This is a genomic window from Buttiauxella sp. BIGb0471, assembly GCF_024807715.1.
Lineage (GTDB): Bacteria > Pseudomonadota > Gammaproteobacteria > Enterobacterales > Enterobacteriaceae > Buttiauxella > Buttiauxella agrestis.
The window spans coordinates 102,144-122,857 of the sequence record NZ_JANUEU010000004.1 but is presented as its reverse complement, the minus strand read 5'-3'; the positions used below and the strand labels follow the sequence as shown (position 1 = coordinate 122,857).

Annotated in this window: 18 protein-coding genes; 9 read left to right on the top strand and 9 right to left on the bottom strand. The window is 52.0% G+C overall.

Going from position 1 to position 20,714, the window contains the following annotated elements:
- Position 1: 1 nt before the first annotated feature.
- The 5 genes from M2371_RS14435 to M2371_RS14415 form a co-directional block, all read right to left on the bottom strand.
- Entirely contained in the window at positions 2–982 is a 981-nt protein-coding gene (locus M2371_RS14435; RefSeq protein WP_115627000.1) for a 6-phosphofructokinase, read from the bottom strand.
- A 394-nt stretch (positions 983–1,376) separates the two neighbouring features.
- Positions 1,377–1,958 carry a maltose acetyltransferase domain-containing protein gene (locus M2371_RS14430; RefSeq protein ID WP_259268012.1) on the bottom strand — a complete coding sequence of 194 codons (582 nt, stop codon included), beginning with the start codon at positions 1,956–1,958 and terminating at the stop codon, positions 1,377–1,379.
- Positions 1,959–1,970: 12 nt separating this feature from the next.
- On the bottom strand, positions 1,971–3,236 hold the full coding sequence (locus M2371_RS14425) for an MFS transporter (RefSeq protein ID WP_172892995.1): 1,266 nt from the start codon (positions 3,234–3,236) through the stop codon (positions 1,971–1,973).
- Between the two features lie 61 nt (positions 3,237–3,297).
- Positions 3,298–5,421: an alpha-galactosidase gene (locus M2371_RS14420; RefSeq protein WP_259268011.1), complete on the bottom strand. Its 2,124-nt coding sequence runs from the start codon at positions 5,419–5,421 to the stop codon at positions 3,298–3,300.
- A gap of 106 nt (positions 5,422–5,527) precedes the next feature.
- Positions 5,528–6,535 (bottom strand): substrate-binding domain-containing protein, encoded by a 1,008-nt coding sequence (locus M2371_RS14415; RefSeq protein ID WP_259268010.1) that lies wholly within the window; start codon positions 6,533–6,535, stop codon positions 5,528–5,530.
- Positions 6,536–6,721: 186 nt separating this feature from the next.
- Between M2371_RS14415 and M2371_RS14410 the strand changes: the two genes are divergently transcribed.
- The 4 genes from M2371_RS14410 (at position 6,722) to M2371_RS14395 (ending at position 11,544) form a co-directional block, all read left to right on the top strand.
- A complete protein-coding gene (locus M2371_RS14410; protein ID WP_172892998.1) occupies positions 6,722–7,165 on the top strand; it encodes a PTS fructose transporter subunit IIA in 444 nt (147 codons plus the stop codon).
- 16 nt (positions 7,166–7,181) lie between these two features.
- A complete protein-coding gene (locus M2371_RS14405) occupies positions 7,182–8,639 on the top strand; it encodes a PTS fructose-like transporter subunit IIBC (protein ID WP_259268009.1) in 1,458 nt (485 codons plus the stop codon).
- A complete protein-coding gene (locus M2371_RS14400; protein WP_259268008.1) occupies positions 8,629–9,690 on the top strand; it encodes an aminopeptidase in 1,062 nt (353 codons plus the stop codon). Before M2371_RS14405 ends, M2371_RS14400 begins: the two co-directional genes overlap by 11 nt.
- 120 nt (positions 9,691–9,810) lie before the next feature.
- The gene (locus M2371_RS14395; RefSeq protein WP_259268007.1) at positions 9,811–11,544 is read left to right on the top strand and encodes a putative frv operon regulatory protein; all 1,734 of its coding nucleotides are present in this window, start codon (positions 9,811–9,813) and stop codon (positions 11,542–11,544) included.
- 48 nt (positions 11,545–11,592) lie between these two features.
- On the opposite strand, the gene fdhD is transcribed toward M2371_RS14395, so the two are convergent.
- Entirely contained in the window at positions 11,593–12,417 is an 825-nt protein-coding gene (gene fdhD / locus M2371_RS14390) for a formate dehydrogenase accessory sulfurtransferase FdhD (RefSeq protein ID WP_259268006.1), read from the bottom strand.
- 172 nt (positions 12,418–12,589) lie between these two features.
- On the opposite strand from fdhD, the gene fdnG reads away from it, so the two are divergent.
- From fdnG to M2371_RS14365, 5 genes are read left to right on the top strand one after another with little or no spacing between them, the layout of a single operon-like run.
- Complete coding sequence (gene fdnG / locus M2371_RS14385) at positions 12,590–15,640, top strand: formate dehydrogenase-N subunit alpha (protein ID WP_172893003.1); 3,051 nt, start codon at positions 12,590–12,592, stop codon at positions 15,638–15,640.
- A gap of 12 nt (positions 15,641–15,652) precedes the next feature.
- The gene (gene fdxH, locus M2371_RS14380) at positions 15,653–16,558 is read left to right on the top strand and encodes a formate dehydrogenase subunit beta (RefSeq protein ID WP_034499262.1); all 906 of its coding nucleotides are present in this window, start codon (positions 15,653–15,655) and stop codon (positions 16,556–16,558) included.
- Entirely contained in the window at positions 16,555–17,190 is a 636-nt protein-coding gene (gene fdoI, locus M2371_RS14375) for a formate dehydrogenase cytochrome b556 subunit (RefSeq protein ID WP_034499260.1), read from the top strand. Before fdxH ends, fdoI begins: the two co-directional genes overlap by 4 nt.
- Entirely contained in the window at positions 17,187–18,116 is a 930-nt protein-coding gene (fdhE, locus tag M2371_RS14370) for a formate dehydrogenase accessory protein FdhE (protein ID WP_172893004.1), read from the top strand. Before fdoI ends, fdhE begins: the two co-directional genes overlap by 4 nt.
- 60 nt (positions 18,117–18,176) lie before the next feature.
- Entirely contained in the window at positions 18,177–19,085 is a 909-nt protein-coding gene (locus M2371_RS14365; protein WP_259268005.1) for an alpha/beta hydrolase, read from the top strand.
- A gap of 79 nt (positions 19,086–19,164) precedes the next feature.
- Here M2371_RS14365 and M2371_RS14360 read toward each other — a convergent pair whose 3' ends face one another.
- The 3 genes from M2371_RS14360 to M2371_RS14350 form a co-directional block, all read right to left on the bottom strand.
- Complete coding sequence (locus M2371_RS14360; RefSeq protein ID WP_259268137.1) at positions 19,165–19,725, bottom strand: RNA polymerase sigma factor; 561 nt, start codon at positions 19,723–19,725, stop codon at positions 19,165–19,167.
- Between the two features lie 5 nt (positions 19,726–19,730).
- Positions 19,731–20,186, bottom strand: coding sequence for a hypothetical protein (locus tag M2371_RS14355; protein ID WP_259268136.1), 456 nt, complete (start codon positions 20,184–20,186; stop codon positions 19,731–19,733).
- A 151-nt stretch (positions 20,187–20,337) separates the two neighbouring features.
- Positions 20,338–20,712 (bottom strand): type II toxin-antitoxin system VapC family toxin, encoded by a 375-nt coding sequence (locus tag M2371_RS14350; RefSeq protein WP_404979397.1) that lies wholly within the window; start codon positions 20,710–20,712, stop codon positions 20,338–20,340.
- Positions 20,713–20,714 lie beyond the last annotated feature (2 nt).

The window sequence follows — 20,714 nt, the reverse complement described above, 5'->3', positions numbered from 1 at the left end:
CTCAAATAATATTGAGCTGCTTCGCTAATTTATAATGATGCCCTTCGGTGTCGACGAGGCGTTTTTGCATACTGATTAAATCTATAGGGATCGGTTTATTACTCGAATTAATAATAATGGCTTTATTTCTCATGCCGGACTGGATACAACGAACGACTTCACCTGCCATAATAGTGCCCTGATAAATTTCCTCGCAGGTAGGGTCACCGTTACGCAAGCTATAACCAATAATCGACTTACGAATTCGTACGCCAATTTTTGGCTCAAGCTGTTTGATCATGGTGTCAATCGCCCCCTGGAAACCGGGGGAATATTCTTTGGTGTAACCTTCAGAGCAAAGGATTACGACGCTGTTTTGTGTCTCAAGGCGTGCGCTAATCTTGTGTGCCAGTTCGCTCAACGACTGCTGGCATTCAGGGATGAGCGCAAAATCAGCATTGCTTTTAATCGCCGATTGCAGCGTCAATTCACCGCAGTAGCCGCCGAGCAGCTCAACCATAAAAACCCGCCCTGGCAAAGCGCGGCCTGTATTACGCAGCTTGCCGACTTCTTTAATGACTTGTTCACAGGCGGTTGAAAAACCAATGGTGTAATCACTGCCGTAAACATCGTTGTCGATAGTCATACCGACACCGAAACAATTCACACCATATTCGCTAAGGTTATTCAGAAACTGTAAGGATCCGTCTCCGCCTGCCATAATAAGCACATCGATATGCAGGGTTTTTAACTGTTTTGCGATAGTTTCATATTCGCTACCCATTAATTTACGATGAGTTCTGCCTGAAGACATAATCGGAATGGCAGCAACAGAAAAATCCACTAGATCTCGTACGGAAATAGCCTGGTGATTATTCTGCAATAAACCCGGAATACCACCGTTAAACAAAACGATTTCTGCTTGTGCCAGTCGGGAAATCTGAAAAACAAAATTATTTATTCCCGTGACATCACCGCCGCTAATTACCATGCCGATTCTCATGACGCTCGCCTCGTTTATTTGCTTGCAGACATTTTTCCCTTTAAACAAGACTTGAATTTGCAACGGATGTCACAAAAGCAGGATTCATTTAAGCCTGGAGGTAATTGACAGAGGGTTTCAAGGGGCGTTTTTTGTGATATAAATCACAGCTAATTAATGGCGGGAGGCAAAAAATTTGTTGAAAATATTTTATATTTCAATGGATTAATCTTGGTGGGTGAAAACTAATAATATCTGCGTGTATTTGGTTTTGATGGGGAATTATTAGCTTTCAAAAATGTGACTACTAACGCATTTTTATATGGCTGAAAAGGAATGGGGTTAATTTAGATGTCTAAAAGAAATAAGCGTGAAGACGGATATGCCATCCGTCTTCATCATTTAAAAGGGCATTCTAATCAGCAAAAGACAATTTATCTTCCACGGAAATGTCACGCAGCACCCGGCAAGGCACGCCTGCGGCAACCACGTTTGGCGGAATAGATTTTGTCACTACGCTGCCCGCGCCAATCACGCTGTTGCGGCCAATCACCACGCCTGGGTTGATGATGACGCCCGTTCCCAGCCACACGTTATCTTCAATGATGACGGGCAAAGAGAACTGCTGCCCGGTGATGCGGATCTCCGGGTCTATCGGATGCCCGGCGGTAGAAATAGTCACATTGGGTGCAACCATCACGTTATCGCCGATCGTCACCGTGGCATCGTCCACCACGATGAAATTAAAGTTAGCGTAAAAGTTTTTGCCGATATGCGTGTGGCTGCCATAAGCCACGCGAATGGGCGGCTCGACCCAGCAATTTTCGCCCACGCTGCCAAACAATTGCTGGAGCAGTTCGGCACGGTGAGCCTCTTGCGAAGGGCGCGTCATGTTGTAGTCATAGACCAACTCTTTGCCTGCCCGGCGCTCTTCCGGCAACCCTTCACAGTGGTCCGTATACAGCTCGCCAACTTCCATTTTTCTTCGTACTGACATGTTCTTTCTTCCTTAATTTGCCGGAGCTGCCGCAGTTTGTGGGAGCGGGACTCTGTGATTTGACAGGGTAAACGCTGACACGACGGTGATGGTCAGCACGATACCGCCCAGAATCAGATAGGTATCCTGGAAGCCAATCTTATCGTACATATTTCCGGCAAAAGCCGAGAGGAAAATCGCCGCGGACTGTTTGGCAAACTGGAAACCAATCAAATAAATCGTGGCTGACAGGCGGGTGTCGAACACGCCGGTAATATATTTAAATGCCCCAACCAACAGGAACGGCACTTCCAGCGCGTGCAACATTTTGAGTGCAATCACTTCAAACGCGGAGGTGGCGAAAGCCGAGCCGATGATACGTGTGGTCATGATCGCCCCGGCAATCAGCAGCGTGTTTTTGGCGCCGATGCGGTTAATGATCCACGGCGAGCAGAACATAATAATCGCGTTACAAATTTCTCCGGCAGTGGTCGCAAAACCGAAGGCTTGGGTGCCTTGCTGCGGAGTATCAAAGAAGGTTTTAAAGAAGGTCGCAAACTGTTGATCGAAGACGTCGTAAACGCATGCCACACCCACCACATAGAGAATGAACATCCACATTTTGGGCATTTTAAATAACGAAAAGACCATTTTTGCAGAAATCTGGCGCTGATTGGCACCCAAAGAATCCATAACCTGCGCGGTCTGGTTTGCCTGCGGGCGAGCGACCAGCAACAGCACCATCAAAATCACGGCCGCACCTGAACCCATCCAGAACACAAACGCCGGATTAACGTTAAACAACACCCCGGCGGTCGATGCGCATAACCCCCAGCCCAGGCAGCCAAACATCCGCGCTTTACCATATTCAAAATAGCTATTGCGGCTCACGCGTTCGATATACGCCTCAATCGCGCCGGAACCAGCAGAGAATACAAAACCAATATAAATCCCGCCAGCAAGCGCCCCGAGCACGATATTGGCTTTTAGTAGCGGAGCAAAAACATACAGGAAGAAGGGGGCGAAGAAGAACAGCATCAGGGTTATGACCCACAGCAAATGCTTTTTAAGCCCAAGCTTGTCGGAGATTACCCCCAGAACGGGCTGGCAGAGAATGGCAAACAGAGAAATACAGGAAAACACGATCCCGGTATGCGTTTTATTCAGGCCGATCACGTCCGAAAGCCAGATGGGCAGAAACGGGAAACAGGTCGCCATAATGAAAAAGTAGAGAAAGAAAAACAGGCCAAAAATCCAGAAATTAGGGTTATTTTTATGGGTACAGGCAGGCATGCTCATTGTGTTTTCCTCAAAGGGACAAACTTGATGGGGCAGCGCGAGCCGCCCCGATATCATGTAATTACACGCGTTCAAAACCAATCAAAACGGCGCTTTCCGGGTCGAGGATTGGCAGGGCTAATCCGGCCTGAGCCAGCCATTCTCCGCTTACGGTTTGCGTTGTTTCCATCCAGCCCGGCAGCTTGCGCATGGTATGACCGCCTTTGCCCACCACGCTGATTTGTGGATGGTCGAGCAAGGTAATGCGATAACGTGCCGCAGGATCCAGCCCTGGCACGCGCAAATTACCGGCGAGCGTATAATCCGGCATCGCCAGTTGGCTGACTAAATACAGCGCCTGAGACTTATCCTGCGCGACGACACCTTGCACTTGCGTTGTGGCATCTGGCATATCCACGCGCCACTGTTTGCCGGTATGCAGCAGCGGTCGCCACTGTTTGTAGAGTTGCACGTAGCGCTCGTAACCTGCGCTTTCGGCAGCGTCGGCCGTCATCGGGTCAAGCTCCATACCCAGGTGCCCGAACAGGGCTGTCAGGCCACGAAACTCAATGCTGTGCTGGCGATAAGTGGCGTGGCAACGCAGGTTGCCGATGTGCGAACCCATCACTTCCGGCGGGAAGAAATAGCTCATGCCGCGCTGGATGGTATTACGCTCCAGCGCATCGTTATTGTCTGAGGCCCAGAAACGGTGGGTGCGTTTTAACACTTCATAGTCGATTCGACCGCCACCCGATGCGCAGGATTCAAACTCAACGTGCGGGTATTTGCGGTTAAGTTCGTCCAACAGACGGTAAAACTGACGAGTTTGTGCATCCGCTGCCGCTTTGCCATTATGCCCTGCCTGAACCAGCTCGCGGTTCATATCCCACTTCACGTAATCAATCGGATGTTCGCCCAGCAGCCAGTTCATGCGCTCTAAAAGATAATCGAACACCTGTGGATTGCTAAGGTCCAGCACCCACTGGTAACGCCCGGTTGCCTGCTCGTAGCCCGGCAGCGCCAGCACCCAATCAGGATGCGCACGGTATAAATCGGAATCCGGGTTAATCATTTCCGGCTCGACCCAAATACCAAATTCCATGCCGCATGCCTTCACATGGTTGATAACCGGCATCAAACCATTCGGATACTTTTGCTCGTCAAGATACCAGTCGCCGAGCGCTGCCCGGTCATGATTGCGGCCTTTAAACCAGCCGTCATCAATGATGAAACGCTCCACGCCCAACTCGGCGGCGCGGCTCGCCATCTGCATGATGTATTGTGGGTTATGGTCGAAATAGATCCCTTCCCACGTATTGAGATGCACCGGGCGCGGCTTATTTTCCGGGAAGCGAATAACCTGTTCGCGCAGGAATTGGTGGAACTGCTGGCTCATACCGTTCAGCCCATTGCCAGAATGGCTGGCATAAAGCCACGGCGTGTGCAGCGTTTCGCCTTCACCCAGCGCCATTTCTCCCGCCAGATATAGCGCTTCGGCTTGCAGATAACGACGGCCATCCGTTTTCACTTCGCAGCGCAGACGATGGTTGCCGCTCCAGCCCAAATGCACGCCCCACACATCGCCTTGCTGTTCACTAAATGCGGCCGTTCCCGCAATCATGGCCGGGAAATGTTCATGCGAGGTGCGCCCACGGCGATTTTCCAGCACGAAGCTGTCGTGTTCGAGACGAATGCGGTGTGGCTGGAATTCACGTGTCCAGCGCCCATGAAACGCCATGACTTCCAGGGCGCGTTCAGCAATGGGCAGAGTGATAGCCAGACGCTCCACTTGCCACGGAGCCGCACGTAAGTTGGTCAGCCCATGGCGAATTTGCAACACGCCGCTGCTATCAAGACGAAGCTCGCTAATCAGGCGCAAACCGGCCTGCTTATCCTCAGCGGTGATCGTTAAATTCTGGCCGTTTTGTTCCACCTGCGTGGTGGTAAAGATAGGGGAGGCATCCAGGCCGTTGCGGTGGCCTTCAATCCCCGGCGAGCCAAACAGACCGCACCCGAGTTCTGCACCTAAGGTTATCGGCGTATCAATATCAAGGCGGCCATTGGCGATTGGGCGCTCCAGGCTGGCACAATCTTGTGATGAAAAGTGCGCAAGATGCTGGCCCCAGTAGACAATTTCAGCGAAAGGTTGGGTTCGTATAACGATGTCGCTTTGGGCGCTGGTTAAGCGATGATAAATCGGTTCCATGAATGGCATCTCCGGGAAAGTGATGTCATTACTGTTGATCCGAAACGTTTCGGATGCCAACCAAAACGTTTCGGTAATGTGATCGTGATTATAAAATCAGTGAAAATCAGGCTGGGGGATTAGTGGTGACGCCGGGAAAAAATTCCGGTTGCCAAAGTACTTGCAGGGAATCGATAGGTTGGCCGGAAATCAGGTCCAGCACCATGCTTGAGATTTGCTTTCCGACACCTTCACGCGTCGATTGAATCACGGCGGCGACGTCAGTTTCGACAATGCTGTCTGTTGGCAAACCATCGTAAACCACGAGGGACACGCGGTTTTCACCCGTCAGCAATCCCATATGCTGCAATGCCATCGCGGCACCGTCGCCATGCGAGTTGCAGTCGGTAATTATCGCCGTGGGTGGCGAGGGTAACTCCATTAACTCTTGCACGGCTTTGTAACCCGCGCGGCGGGTTGGTGGCACTTCGCGTAGATAATTCGTGGATAGCTGGCGGTTTGCGAGTGCATCAAGATAACCGTTGCGGCGTTGCGTGATAAACGCCTGGTAGTTATTTTCACCAAGCAGCGCGATTCGCTCATGTCCGAGTGAAATCAGGTGGTTAGCCGCATTAAAGGTGCCAGCGTGATTGTCAAAATCGAACCATGCGTAAGGTTGAGACAGTTGGCTGCGACCCAGCGCTAAAAACGGGAAGCCGGCAGATTGTAGCTGTTGCAAACGTGGATCGTTATCGAGCGTGTGAGCCACAATCAGCGCATCGACACGGCGGCCTTGCACCATGCGCATAAATCCGTGCCGATCGGCATTGTCGTCATCGGCAATAAGCAGTAAATCCACTTCATGTTGCGCCAGTTCGCGGCTAATTTCGCCGACCATGTCCATAAAGACGCTGTTATTGAGCGGCACCGGATGAACAGGGAAAACCAGGCCAACGGCATCAATTTTGCCCATCTTCAGGCGGCGGGCAAAGGTATTTGGGCGGTAACCACGGCGCTGCGCTTCGGCTTCGACACGTGCTTTTGTCTCTTGCGATACATCGTCATAACCGTTCAGCGCGCGGCTGACAGTAGTAACAGAAAGTCCGAGTTGTTTGGCGATGGCTTTAAGCGACATAAAAATCCGTGTCTGGTGAGTAAGTGGCGGAGCTGAAAGCTAGTTTCCCGCAACAATGTGTACCCGTCCACAGAATAACGTGATTAAGAGTCGCAAATATGTCACCGGGTCTGTGACATATCCGCTGTTATTTGCAGGCGTTTAACTTTCTACACTATCGCTTTGAATCTTCGATGGAGCGAACAGATGTCCTTCCTCAATGCCGATGCGGTAAACCTCAATATTGGCGGCAACAGCGCTTATTCAGTGCTGAAAAACCTTGCTGCAATGGCGGCAGATCTTGGCTACATCAATGACAAACAAGCCTTTATGCAAACGCTATTGCTGCGTGAACAAAACCACTCCACGGGTTTTGGTTCTGGTGTGGCGGTTCCCCACGGCAAAAGCGCTGCGGTAGTAAAACCTTTTGTTTTGTTCGCCAGAAGCGCCCTGGATATTGACTGGAAAGCGATGGATGGCGAAGGGGTTAACTGCTGGATTTGCATCGGCATTCCCGAGATCGGCGGCGAAGAACAGGTGAATGTGATTTCCACATTGTGCCGCAAAATTATTCACCAGGATTTTATCCAACAGCTGAAAACCGGCAATGCGCAGGATGTCGTCGCGCTGCTCAACCAAACTCTCTCCTGAGCCTGAGGAACACGCCATGGAAGCCCCTCTCAAACTTGTCGCTATAACAAACTGCCCGGCGGGGATTGCCCACACCTACATGGTGGCTGAGGCGCTGGAGCAAAAAGCCCGTTCGCTCGGGCATGTCATTAAAGTTGAAACACAAGGTGCAAACGGAGTCGAAAACCGCCTGTTGGACAGCGAAATCGCCGCTGCGGACTACGTTATTCTTGCTATTGGACGCGGATTAAACGAAGACGACCGCGCCCGTTTTGCCGGGAAAAAAGTGTATGAATTGCCTATCTCGCAAGCGCTGAAAAACATTAATCAGATCTTTGAACAATTACCGACGCACTCAAAACTTTTCGCGGCAGATGGCGGTGTGAAGCTGGGAAATCAGGAAGTAAGGCAGGGCAGCGTGATGAGCCACCTGATGGCAGGTGTTTCGGCCGCTCTCCCGTTCGTGATTGGCGGCGGTATTCTGGTGGCAATCGCCAATATGCTGGTGCAATTTGGCCTGCCGTATCAGGACATGAGCAAAGGCGCGCCGTCGTTTAGCTGGATTATCGAGTCCATCGGTTATCTTGGCTTCAAATTTATGATCCCGATAATGGGCGCATATATCGCCTGGTCAATTAGCGATAAACCCGCGTTTGCTCCGGCGTTTATCGTCTGTTACCTCGCAAATGACAAAGGCTTGCTCGGCACGCAATCTGGTGCGGGATTCTTGGGCGCGGTCGTGCTCGGCCTGGCGATTGGGTACTTCGTTCGTTACTTCCGCAAAGTCAAACTGGGCAAGGCGCTGCAACCTCTGCTTGGCTCGATGCTGATCCCTTTCGTTACGCTTTTCGTGTTTGGTGTTTTGACGTATTACGTTGTCGGGCCGTTTATGGCGAGCATCATGGACGGGCTGCTGCATTTCCTGAATACCATTCCACCGTCGATGAAACTGGGCGCGGCGTTCCTTGTTGGGGCCATGCTGGCATTTGATATGGGTGGGCCAATCAACAAAACTGCGTGGTTCTTCTGCTTTTCACTGCTCGAAAAACACATTTATGACTGGTACGCAATTGTCGGCGTGGTGGCATTAATGCCGCCGATGGCTGCCGGTATCGCCACCTTTATTGCGCCAAAACTGTTTACCCAGCAGGAAAAAGACGCCGCAGGCAGCGCGATTGTGGTGGGGGCTACCGTGGCAACCGAACCGGCAATACCGTATGCGCTGGCTGCACCGTTACCGATGATTACCGCGAATACTTTAAGCGGTGGGATCACTGGAATGTTGGTTATTGCCTTTGGTATTCAACGCCTGGCGCCGGGCCTTGGCGTATTCGACCCGCTGATTGGTTTGATGTCTCCGGTCATTCCATTTTATGCGGTGCTCGCCGCAGGACTGGCGTTGAACATCACGCTGATTATTGTGCTCAAAGGTGCCTGGCTTAAACATAGCGCTCGTAAACTCGCCGCAAAACAGGACGTTGCTCATGAAATTTAACTTCTTAAAACAGCTTTGTGACGCCAGCGCAGTCAGTGGTGACGAACATGAAGTCCGCCAAATTCTGGCGCACCAGTTACGTCCCTTCGCGGATGAAATTACGTTCGATGGGCTGGGCAGTTTTATCGCCTGCAAAGGCAATAAAGGCCCGAAAGTGGCGATAGTCGGCCATATGGATGAAGTCGGTTTTATGGTGAAACACATCAGCGAACAAGGCTTTATTTGGTTCGATACCATTGGGTCATGGTGGAACCAGTCAATGCTGAATCACCGCGTAACAATCAGAACCCGTAGCGGTGAGAAAATCCCCGGTTTGATTGGTTCCGTAGCGCCTCATGCCTTAAGTGAAAAGCAAAAACAGCAGCCGATGGCGCACGAAGAAATGTTTATTGATATCGGTGCCAGCAGCCGGGAAGAAGTCTGTTCGCGCGGCATCGCTATTGGGGATTTCATTAGCCCTGAGGCCAATTTTGCCCGCTGGGGCGAAGATAAAATCACCGCGAAAGCGCTGGATAATCGTGCGGGTTGCGCATTAATGGCGGAGTTATTTGAGAGTGTTAATAACCCTGACATCACGCTCTACGGCATTGCGACGGTGGAAGAAGAAGTCGGTCTGCGCGGGGCTCAAACGTCTGCCGAATTCGTTAAACCGGATATTGTGATTGTGCTGGATACCGCCGTGGCAGGGGATATTCCCGGCATCGACCCCATTAAATTCCCGCTCAAACTTGGCCACGGCCCGGCGGTAATGCTGTTTGATAAACGTTATTTCCCCAATCAAAAGCTGGTGACAGCGCTGAAGCAAAGTAGTGAAGCCGTAGGCGCGCCCGTGCAGTTCTGCACAATGAAAACGGGAGCCACAGACGGCGGGCGTTTTAATGTGATGGGAGGAGGCCGCCCGGTCGTGTCCATTTGCCTGCCAACACGTTATCTGCACGCGAATAGTTCGATGATTTCCGGGAACGATTATGCAGCGGCTTTTAGCATGATTCATCATCTTCTTAATAGAATTAACGCTTCATTTATTGATGAGGTAAATACTTATATTTAAAGATAATTACGGGATTGCGTAAGTTCTGGAATGTATCTCGCAAACCCGTTTTTTGATGCTTGCCATTTTCCGGGCGAATCGCAAAAGTGGTTATGTTTTCTTCAACCCGGTACGCCATCAATGCTTAGTGAACGTCAGTTGTCCCTGCTCGAAAGACTGGAAAACCAGAACCTGACCATGAAGGAGTTGGCGAGCGGGGGAAATGTCTCCAGCCGGACTGTGCTGCGCGATATCGACTACCTGAATTTTACTCTCAGCGATGCGGCACGTATTAGCACTAACGGTAGTGGCTACCAGTTAGATATTTTCGACAGAAACCGTTATTTCATGCAGTTACAGCGCCATGATAACGATGACAGAATGCTTTTTGTCTTACTCACGAACCTGTACACCACACGGCTGCAACTGGCAGAAGCCCTCAATTTGCCTGAGAAAATCGTTAACGACCAACTTGCACGGCTCAAGCAGCGAACCTCACGGTGCTTCAGGATCACCAGCAGGCCAAACTCCGGGCACTATATTGATGAGCCGCGTCGAAAGAGGCTGATCATTCTGGCTAATTTAATCAAAAAAGCGCCGTCGGCAGTCTGCACCAGTCTTAACCTTGAAAGCCGGGTCTTTCAGGTTCTGCAACAGAATATTGAAGGCATCAGCGATAACTCCGAATACTGCGCAACGTTGTTGTTGGCGGTTTACGCGCTGCGAAATCAAAAATCGCCTTCGGTACCGGCAGGCAACAGCCAGACTTTCCATGCCGCTTACGAAGCAGCTGGACTGTACCTTTCTCATGACGCGCTGAAGGAAGCCGATTCGCTGGTAAAAGCGCTGCAAGACAGTGCTTCGCAAGTCACCACCACAGTGATAGGCGAGTTGACGAATGAGTTACTGATTAGCCACGGTTTGGGGGAACTGGATCAGCAACTGATTGATGACCTGACTGCTCATATTGCGCGGTGTGCGGCGCGGCCTATATGGTTACAAGAAAGCCGTCAAGGGTCCATGAACAACCTGAAGGCAGCGTGGCCAGTGGCGTTTGATCTCAGCATCGGGCTGATTAACCAAATCAGGCAGCGGCTGAATATTGAAATTTATGACAGCGATTTGATAGGCCTGTATTTCGCCTGTGCGCTGGAACGCAACCAGGGTGAAAAGCACACCATTGTTTTGCTCGCCGAGCAAAATGCCATCGCCACTATCAATCAATTGGCTATTGAACGTGAGTTGCATAATTGCCGGGTGGTTATTGCGCTCCACCCTGCGGAGTTGTACGCATTGTGCGAAGAAATGACTCCCGCGCTGATTATCAATAACAGCGCTTTTCCACTGGATACACTCGTGACGGAAATGCTGGTTATCAAGAATATTATTAATCCGGCAGGCATAAACCTGGTGAAAGAGAAGCTGGATTATTCATTGATAAAACAAAAGCTACCGCAATTTATTCCTGAGGAGTGCAGTTTTGTTTATGCCAACACTCCGGGTGATCAGTGGCTAACCATCATCAAAGATATCTGTGCCAGGTTAGTGAAGCGGGGGCTTTTAAATAAGGATGATGCGCACAGTGTTTATCAACGAGAAACTGAAGGGGAAAACCTGGTCGTCAATCATATCGCCATCCCCCATTGCTGGAGTGAATCGAGCAATCAATTTCGCAGCTATTTTATTTGCCTGAAACACCCGGTGATGATTAACGGCGAGTCTGTTGCGCATCTGTTGTTAGCCTGCACCAGCACTGCATTGCGCCAGGAGCTAAAGATTTTCAGCTATTTAGCTAATGCGTTAAACCGCTACGATGCGCATGAGATTGAACGCATCAGGAGCTACCCGCAGTTTATGGCGTTACTTTGCGGCTAAACCCGTTACCCGCTAACCATTAAAAACGAATGCTGAAGCAGGTGATTATTATCGCAGCCGCTGCGGGTGCGTATAAACCGTGGCTCGACCTGGTTTACTAAAGCCCACCAGCGTCAAATTGCAGCGGCTTGCCACTTCTACGGCAAGCGTTGTCGCGGCAGAAACGGCAAACAGAATTTCGACACCGCACTGCGCCGATTTTTGCACCATTTCATAGCTGGCACGGCTTGAGACTAAAACTGCGCCGTTGTGCCAGGCCTCGCGAGCGCGTGCACCGAGCAGTTTATCTAATGCCACGTGGCGACCAATATCTTCTCTGCCATCCAGAATAGTGCCGTTTGCATCAAGCCAAAGTGCGGCGTGAGTACAACCCGTGAGTTGCCCGACCGGCTGGTATTCGCGCATCTGGTTTAAGGCGGCATCAAGTTGGTTTAAATCGAAGGTTTGCGTAAAGGGCAGCGGGGTAATCGGGCGACCAATATCATTGAGCTGCTCCACACCGCATACGCCACAGCCGGTGCGCCCGGCAAGGGAGCGTCGGCGCTCTTTCAAGCCCATAAAACGGCGGCTGGAAAGCTCAATGTGCACTTCTAAGCCATTACAAACGGATAAAACATCAATTCCATAAATGTCTGCCGGAGATTCAATAATCCCTTCAGATAAAGAGAAACCGAGCGCAAAAAGTTCCAAATCTTTGGGCGAGGCCATCATGACCACGTGAGAAATACCGTTGTACACCAGCGCTACTGGCACTTCTTCAGCCAGCCAGTCGTCTTTGGACTCGAGCAAATCCTGGCGTTGCCATAGCTCGATAGTCCGCGCACCAGTGACGGCGTTCACAATTTTGCTTTGATTTGGGTTGGAATTGTTCACTTTGTCTTAACCTGATTGGAACAGCCTTAATTCTAATGTGGTATTCTGGAAACACTAACCCTTCTGGAGTAGGGGATATTTCCAGTTCGGTTTGATTGTGGACTTTTGCGGCGCAGACCGCAAAAAAAATACACCTATAAGTCATGTGAAAATGTCGAAACAAGGAGCACCCATGCAGGTCAGCAGAAGACAGTTCTTTAAGATCTGTGCTGGCGGTATGGCAGGGACTACAGCAGCGGCACTGGGTTTTGCCCCAGGCGTTGCACTGGCGGAAACACGGCAATACAAATTACTACGTACCCGTGAAACGCGTAACACCTGCACATACTGTTCCGTCGGTTGCGGGCTATTGATGTACAGCCTCGGTGACGGCGCGAAAAATGCCAAAGCATCTATCTTCCATATTGAAGGCGACCCGGACCATCCGGTAAACCGTGGTGCACTTTGCCCTAAAGGCGCAGGACTTGTGGATTTCATCCACAGCGAAAGCCGTCTTAAATTCCCGTCTTACCGCGCCCCAGGCTCGGATAAATGGGAACAAATCAGCTGGGAAACGGCGTTTGACCGTATCGCCAAACTGATGAAAGCTGACCGCGATGCCAACTTTATTGCCCAGAACGACCAGGGAACCACGGTTAACCGTTGGCTTTCCACCGGCATGTTGTGCGCATCCGCTTCCAGTAATGAAACCGGCTATTTAACCCAGAAATTTTCCCGCGCCCTCGGCATGTTAGCCGTAGATAACCAGGCGCGTGTCTGACACGGACCAACGGTAGCAAGTCTTGCTCCAACATTTGGTCGCGGTGCGATGACCAACCACTGGGTTGATATCAAGAACGCCGATCTCGTTATTGTGATGGGTGGAAACGCGGCAGAAGCGCATCCAGTCGGGTTCCGCTGGGCGATGGAAGCCAAAATCCACAACGGTGCGAAGCTGATTGTTATCGATCCGCGCTTCACGCGTACCGCTTCGGTGGCGGATTTCTACACCCCGATTCGTTCCGGTTCAGACATCGCTTTCTTGTCTGGCGTGTTGCTGTACCTGATCAACAACAATAAATACAACCGTGAATACGTTGAGGCTTACACCAACGCCAATCTGATTGTGCGTGAGGATTACAGCTTCGATGATGGCCTGTTCTCGGGCTATGACGCGGCAAATCGTAAATACGACAAAACCACCTGGAATTATGAGCTGGACGAAAAAGGCTTCGCCAAACGCGACCTGACGCTGACTCATCCACGTTGCGTGTGGAACCTGCTCAAAGAGCACGTTTCTCGTTATACGCCAGAAGTGGTTTCCAATATTTGCGGCACCCCGAAAGATGACTTCATCCAAGTCTGTGAATACATCGCAGCGACCAGCGTAAAAGATAAAACCGCGTCGTTCTTGTACGCGCTGGGCTGGACGCAACACTCGGTTGGCGCGCAGAACATTCGCACCATGGCGATGATTCAGTTGCTGCTCGGCAACATGGGGATGGCAGGCGGCGGCGTGAACGCCCTGCGCGGCCACTCCAACATTCAGGGTCTGACGGATCTCGGCTTGCTGTCACAAAGCCTGCCGGGCTACATGACGCTGCCGAATGAAAAACAGCCTGACCTCCAGACTTACCTTGCTGCCAACACGCCGAAACCGCTGCTGGAAGGCCAGGTCAACTACTGGGGCAACTACCCGAAATTCTTCGTTTCGATGATGAAAGCCTTCTTCGGCGACAAAGCCACAGCGGAAAATAGCTGGGGTTATGACTGGTTGCCGAAGTGGGACAAGGGCTACGACGTCCTGCAATATTTCGAGATGATGAACCAGGGCAAGGTGAACGGTTATCTGTGCCAGGGCTTTAACCCTGTCGCCTCGTTCCCGAACAAAAACAAAGTCATTGCGTCACTGTCGAAACTGAAATTCCTCGTGACCATCGACCCGCTGAACACGGAAACCTCGAACTTCTGGCAAAACCACGGCGAGATAAACGATGTCGACCCGTCGAAAATCCAGACTGAAGTGTTCCGCTTGCCATCCACTTGCTTCGCTGAAGAAAACGGTTCTATCGTTAACTCCGGTCGCTGGTTGCAGTGGCACTGGAAAGGTGCGGATGCCCCAGGGGAAGCGCTGAACGACGGCGAAATCCTTGCGGGTATCTTTAGCCGTATGCGCCATATGTACCAAAGCGAAGGCGGTGCGCTGCCTGAGCAAGTGCTGAACATGACCTGGAATTACCAGACGCCAGACAACCCGGCTCCGGAAGAAGTGGCGATGGAAAGCAACGGTAAAGCGTTGCAGGACGTGGTTGATCCGGCAACCGGTACGGTTCTGGTGAAAAAAGGTCAGCAGCTTAGCTCGTTCGCACAACTGCGCGATGACGGCACCACGTCCAGTGGCTGCTGGATTTTCGCCGGTTCCTGGACGCCAGACGGCAACCAGATGGCACGCCGCGATAACGCTGATCCGTCTGGTTTGGGTAACACGCTAGGCTGGGCCTGGGCGTGGCCGCTCAACCGCCGCATTCTGTATAACCGTGCTTCTGCTGATCCAGCAGGTAAACCGTGGGATGAAAAACGCCGCCTGATTTCCTGGGATGGGGCGAAGTGGAGCGGCGCGGATATTGCCGACTACAGCACTGCTGCACCTGGCACTGACGTTGGGCCGTTCATCATGCAGCCGGAAGGTTTAGGGCGCTTGTTTGCTATCGACAAGATGGCAGAAGGGCCGTTCCCGGAACATTACGAGCCGTTTGAAACGCCGCTTGGCACCAACCCGCTGCACCCGAACGTGGTTTCTAACCCGGCGGCGCGCGTGTTCAAAGGTGACCTGGAAGCTATGGGCAAGCATGACAAATTCCCGTATGTCGGCACCACGTATCGTTTGACCGAGCACTTCCACTACTGGACTAAACACGCGGTACTGAATGCCATCGCGCAGCCAGAGCAGTTTATCGAGATTGGCGAAAAGCTCGCGAATTCACTCGGCATTGCTCACGGCGACACGGTGAAAGTCTCCTCCAACCGTGGCTTTATCAAAGCCAAAGCGGTGGTGACCAAGCGTATTCGCCAGCTCGATGTGAACGGCCAGAAAGTGGACACCATCGGTATTCCGATTCACTGGGGTTATGAAGGTGTGGCGAAGAAAGGCTTTATCGCTAACACCCTGACGCCATTTGTCGGTGATGCCAACACGCAAACGCCTGAATTTAAGGCGTTCCTGGTCAATGTGGAAAAGGTGTAACGGAGACGAATTATGGCTTATCAATCTCAGGACATTATCCGTCGTTCCGCCACCAACGGCCTCACGCCCGCGCCACAAGCGCGGGGAAGTCAGCAAGAGGTCGCGAAACTTATCGACGTCACCACCTGTATCGGCTGTAAAGCCTGCCAGGTGGCCTGTTCGGAGTGGAACGATCTGCGTGATGAAATCGGCAGCAACGTCGGGGTGTATGATAATCCGGCTGATTTGACCGCCAAATCATGGACGGTCATGCGCTTCTCGGAAGTGGAGCAAAACGACAAACTGGAATGGTTGATCCGCAAAGATGGTTGTATGCACTGCGCGGACCCAGGCTGCCTGAAAGCCTGCCCGGCTGAAGGCGCAATCATTCAGTACGCCAATGGTATTGTCGATTTCCAGTCCGAGCAGTGCATCGGCTGCGGTTACTGCATCGCTGGTTGCCCGTTCGACGTGCCGCGCCTGAATCCGGAGGACAATCGCGTCTACAAATGCACCCTGTGCGTAGACCGTGTGACTGTCGGCCAGGAACCTGCCTGCGTGAAAACCTGCCCAACCGGTGCGATTCATTTTGGCTCGAAAGAGTCGATGAAAAACCTGGCGGGCGAGCGCGTGGCAGAGTTGAAAACACGCGGTTATGACAACGCCGGATTGTACGACCCGGAAGGCGTTGGCGGCACTCACGTTATGTACGTGCTGCATCATGCGGACAAGCCGACGCTGTACCACGGCCTGCCGGAGAATCCGTCCATCAGCCCAACCGTGAAATTCTGGAAAGGTGTCTGGAAGCCGCTCGCCGCTATTGGCTTTGCTGCGACCTTTGCCGCCAGCGTGTTCCACTATGTGGGAGTTGGCCCGAACCGTGCCGATGATGAAGACGAAAACTTGCACCATGACGATGACGAGGTGCGCAAACCATGAAAAAACAAGTGACCATTCAACGTTACAGCGCACCAGAGCGCATCAACCACTGGGTAACCGCCTTCTGCTTCATACTGGCGGCGGTGAGCGGGCTGGGGTTCTTCTTCCCGTCCTTTAACTGGCTGATGCACATTCTGGGTACGCCGCAGCTGGCGCGCATCCTCCATCCGTTCGTCGGTGTGGTGATGTTTGCCTCGTTTATCATCATGTTTTTCCGTTACTGGCACCACAATCTAATCAATCGGGATGATATCTTTTGGGCGAAGAATATTCGTAAGATCGTCGTCAACGAGGAAGTGGGTGACACCGGGCGTTATAACTTCGGCCAGAAATGCGTGTTCTGGGCGGCGATTATTTTCCTGGTGCTACTGCTGGTGAGCGGCGTGATTATCTGGCGTCCTTACTTCGCTCCTGCTTTCTCAATCCCGGTGATTCGCGTAGCCCTGATGGTGCATTCATTTGCCGCAGTGGCACTGATTGTGGTTATTATGGTCCACATCTACGCCGCCCTTTGGGTGAAAGGCACGATTACCGCGATGGTGGAAGGCTGGGTCACAACGTCCTGGGCGAAGAAACACCATCCAAAATGGTATCGTGAAGTTCGCCAGAAACAGGAAAAACGACAGGAATGAGCATTCGCATAATCCCGCAAGACCAGCTGGATAAGAGCGCGAAACGTACGGCGGAGACTATCCCGCCGTTACTGTTCCCCCGGCTGAAAAATCTCTACAACCGCCGTGCAGAACGCCTGCGCGAACTGGCGACCGACAATCCGCTGGGTGATTTCCTGCGCTTTGCGGCGCTTATTGCCCACGCGCAGGAAGTGGTGCTGTACGACCACCCGCTGGAAATGGATTTAACGGCGCTGATTCAGAAATCTTCTGAAACGGGCAAGCCGCCGCTGGATATCCATGTTCTGCCGCGTGACCCGCACTGGCAGCGTTTGCTCAACTCATTGATTGCTGAGCTAAAACCAGAGATGAGCGGCCAGGCGCTGGCGGTTATCGAAAATCTGGAAAAGGCTTCAACGCAAGAGCTGGAAGAGATGGCGACTGCGTTGTTTAACGCTGATTTTGCGCTGGTTTCCAGCGACAAAGCCCCGTTCATCTGGGCTGCGTTGTCGCTTTACTGGGCGCAAATGGCGAGCCTGATTCCAGGGCGTGCGAAAGCGGAATACGGCGAGCAACGCCAGTTCTGCCCGGTTTGCGGTTCGATGCCGGTTTCCAGCATCGTGCAGATTGGCGGCACCAGTGGCTTGCGTTACTTGCACTGCAACTTGTGTGAAACCGAGTGGCACGTAGTGCGTGTGAAATGTAGCAACTGCGAGCAAACCCGCGATTTGAACTATTGGTCGCTGGAAAGCGAACAGTCAGCGATTAAAGCGGAAAGCTGTGGAGACTGCGGCACCTACCTGAAGATTCTCTATCAGGAAAAAGATGCCAAAGTGGAAGCCGTTGCCGACGATTTAGCCACGCTGGTACTGGATGCACGCATGGAGCAAGAAGGTTTTGCCCGCAGCAGTATCAATCCTTTCCTGTTCCCAGGGGAAGGCGAGTAATCAGTTCCCAGGGCGGTGAGCTTTGGCTTATCCGCCCTGGTCATCACACAGGATCACCGTATGTCCCTCGAACCCGCAATCGCCGGGCTGGTTGATGAATTCATCGACTCTGGCCGTCCTTCTTCACGTCAACAAACTTTTGCCGAACGCCGGGCTGGGTATATCGCCAGCACGGTTTTAGCGGGTGAAACCGAAACCCGAGTCGACGTGAAAGACATCAGTCTTGATGGCTGCACGTTACGTATATTTTCCCCGCTCAATGCCACCGGATCACTCCCCGCCGTGATCTATTACCACGGCGGTTGCTTTGTTAGCGGTGGGTTTGAAACCCATGACAATCAGTTACGCCAGCTTTGCTATCACAGTGGTTGCCGGGTGATTGCCGTACAGTATCGCGTGGCACCGGAGCACACTTATCCGGCAGCGCATGATGATGCTGAACGTGCAGCGGACGCTATCTGGCAAGCGGCTGAACAGCTGGAAGTGGATCGTGAACGAATCACACTCGCGGGCGACAGCGCCGGTGGGCATATTGCCCTGGTAACGGCCCTGCGCCTGAAAAGTGCGGGAAACTGGCTGCCTGCGCGGCTGATGCTGATTTACCCGATGCTGGACGCGACGGCGGAATCGGTCAGCTATCAGGAAAACGGCTACGACTACATCATTACCCGCGATACGTTGCTCTCAGGTTACGAAGCCTATATGCCCGATCTTGACTCAATGGATGATGAAGCCAGCCCATTATTTCGTGAAGATTTTGCAGGCTTACCGCCGGTACATATCATCACCGCTGAATATGACCCACTGCGCAATGAAGGTGAGGTTCTGCATGAGTGCCTGATGGATCAAGGCGTTGAGTCCACCTGCCAACGCTATCTCGGGGTGATCCATGGGTTTTTCCAGCTTGGCGGTATCAGCCAGGCAGCCCGCGATGCCATGCGTGATGTTGCGTGGCGGGTAGGTCAATAAGCGCAATTAACCCCTCGCACCACTCCGGCCAGGTTATGCTGGCCGGGAATTTTTGTTCAGAGAAACTCATTCCCTGCATTCAGCCTTCTGTTAGCTCATCATAAAGATTGCGAAGACGGGTTCGTAGATAAAGTACGGCCTTGTGCTTGCGGGATAACAGGGCCTGAACGCTAATGCCTGTCTCTTCCGCTAACTCCTTAAAGCTGTAGCCGTGGAGTTCGGTTTTTTCGAACGCCTCACGCTGCGCCACAGGAAGCTCCAACATCGCATCTTCCAGCTCATCCCAGAGCAGCTGACTCAGATATTCGCCTTCCGGTGACTGTGGCACGCCAAACAACGTTTCCGCCAGTTCGTCTTCAGGAAGAAAGCCATCATCGTCGTCAGAATAGTAGTCAGAAAGCGGAAGCTCGCGCTTTTTACGTGCCCTGTCGGTCATTTCATTACGTGCGGCGCGAAACAACCAGGCGGCGACGTTCTCCACCGGTTGCTCCACTTTCATCAACTGCCATGTCACTTCTTGCAGGATATCGTCTGCGTCATCGCGTACTGGCGTGCGGCCAACGATAAACGCTTTCAGCTTCGAGCGACACGCATTGAGCGCCAACATGACTCGAGAATGTCCTGCCGTCCCGGCTTTCATTATCGTCACTCAGCTTGCGTCGGTTTCTGGGCGTTATCTTCCGGCTTCTGACGGCAATGCTCATTTTCACCATGCCGCTCATCGCGATGATGGCAATGCCCGCGACCATGACGCCAGAATCCACCGCGGCGCTGCTGAACAAACTGTTCGCGTTGCTCTGGTGTCATTTGCATCCAGCGTTCATGCATACGGCGGCGTTCCCGGCCCATACCGAACATCCCGGGACGTAGCCCAAGACCGCCGAACAGAATACGGCACAGAACCAGCAACCCAAGCGCCTGCCAGAAGCCAATGCTTTTCACGCCGATAATCGCAGGCAACAGCGCATTCCACAGCGACATCACCAGCAGGCTTAACACGGCAATAAACACAATGCCCATCAGCAATGGTTTAGCCATCGGGTGGCCGACGAATCCGCGACCGTGATCCCGGCCATGTCCACGCATATCAAAATCTCTCATCATTTTTACTCCTCATCAGATTAGTTAATTATTGCTTCTGATGAGGTAGACGAATGAGAAGCAGAAATATTGCCAGGAAAATGAAATTTTTTTGCGGGCTGGAATAAAAGGGCGTTATCGGCAATGTGTGCTTTTGCGAAGCAAGGGGTATTTATCCCAGGGAATAAGGCAAAATTACGCCTGGCAGATCCTTAAAGTCTTTTGAATTTCGAGTGATGAGTTTCCTGGCACTGATCTGCGTACTGGCCAAAATAATGGCATCAGGTAGTTTCATTCCATATTGCTGACGTAGCGCTACAGAGTGTTCTGCCACCGCCTGATTGACCGGCAAAATTTCAAATCCACTCAGGAAATGCCGGGTCTGCTGCTCCTGATCGTGGTGTTTTACCCCGACCATGACTTCCATCCAGGTCACAATGCTAATTGATGGGGAATGACCGTAGCTTTCAATGGTTGCACGCGCTTGCGGGATCCCTTTCAGATAATCGATTAAAATATTGGTATCAAAAACAGTAGATTGCATCATCT

What these genes read in the sequence shown, in the direction of transcription:
- M2371_RS14410 (WP_172892998.1), top strand. Translation starts at nt 6,722, where the DNA reads ATGTCCTTCCTCAATGCCGATGCGGTAAACCTCAATATTGGCGGCAAC.
- M2371_RS14365 (WP_259268005.1), top strand. Translation starts at nt 18,177, where the DNA reads ATGTCCCTCGAACCCGCAATCGCCGGGCTGGTTGATGAATTCATCGAC.
- fdxH (WP_034499262.1), top strand. Translation starts at nt 15,653, where the DNA reads ATGGCTTATCAATCTCAGGACATTATCCGTCGTTCCGCCACCAACGGC.
- M2371_RS14405 (WP_259268009.1), top strand. Translation starts at nt 7,182, where the DNA reads ATGGAAGCCCCTCTCAAACTTGTCGCTATAACAAACTGCCCGGCGGGG.
- M2371_RS14415 (WP_259268010.1), bottom strand. Translation starts at nt 6,535, where the DNA reads ATGTCGCTTAAAGCCATCGCCAAACAACTCGGACTTTCTGTTACTACT.
- fdhE (WP_172893004.1), top strand. Translation starts at nt 17,187, where the DNA reads ATGAGCATTCGCATAATCCCGCAAGACCAGCTGGATAAGAGCGCGAAA.
- M2371_RS14430 (WP_259268012.1), bottom strand. Translation starts at nt 1,958, where the DNA reads ATGTCAGTACGAAGAAAAATGGAAGTTGGCGAGCTGTATACGGACCAC.
- M2371_RS14420 (WP_259268011.1), bottom strand. Translation starts at nt 5,421, where the DNA reads ATGGAACCGATTTATCATCGCTTAACCAGCGCCCAAAGCGACATCGTT.
- M2371_RS14425 (WP_172892995.1), bottom strand. Translation starts at nt 3,236, where the DNA reads ATGAGCATGCCTGCCTGTACCCATAAAAATAACCCTAATTTCTGGATT.
- M2371_RS14395 (WP_259268007.1), top strand. Translation starts at nt 9,811, where the DNA reads ATGCTTAGTGAACGTCAGTTGTCCCTGCTCGAAAGACTGGAAAACCAG.
- fdoI (WP_034499260.1), top strand. Translation starts at nt 16,555, where the DNA reads ATGAAAAAACAAGTGACCATTCAACGTTACAGCGCACCAGAGCGCATC.
- M2371_RS14350 (WP_404979397.1), bottom strand. Translation starts at nt 20,712, where the DNA reads ATGATGCAATCTACTGTTTTTGATACCAATATTTTAATCGATTATCTG.
- M2371_RS14435 (WP_115627000.1), bottom strand. Translation starts at nt 982, where the DNA reads ATGAGAATCGGCATGGTAATTAGCGGCGGTGATGTCACGGGAATAAAT.
- M2371_RS14400 (WP_259268008.1), top strand. Translation starts at nt 8,629, where the DNA reads ATGAAATTTAACTTCTTAAAACAGCTTTGTGACGCCAGCGCAGTCAGT.
- M2371_RS14355 (WP_259268136.1), bottom strand. Translation starts at nt 20,186, where the DNA reads ATGAGAGATTTTGATATGCGTGGACATGGCCGGGATCACGGTCGCGGA.
- M2371_RS14360 (WP_259268137.1), bottom strand. Translation starts at nt 19,725, where the DNA reads ATGAAAGCCGGGACGGCAGGACATTCTCGAGTCATGTTGGCGCTCAAT.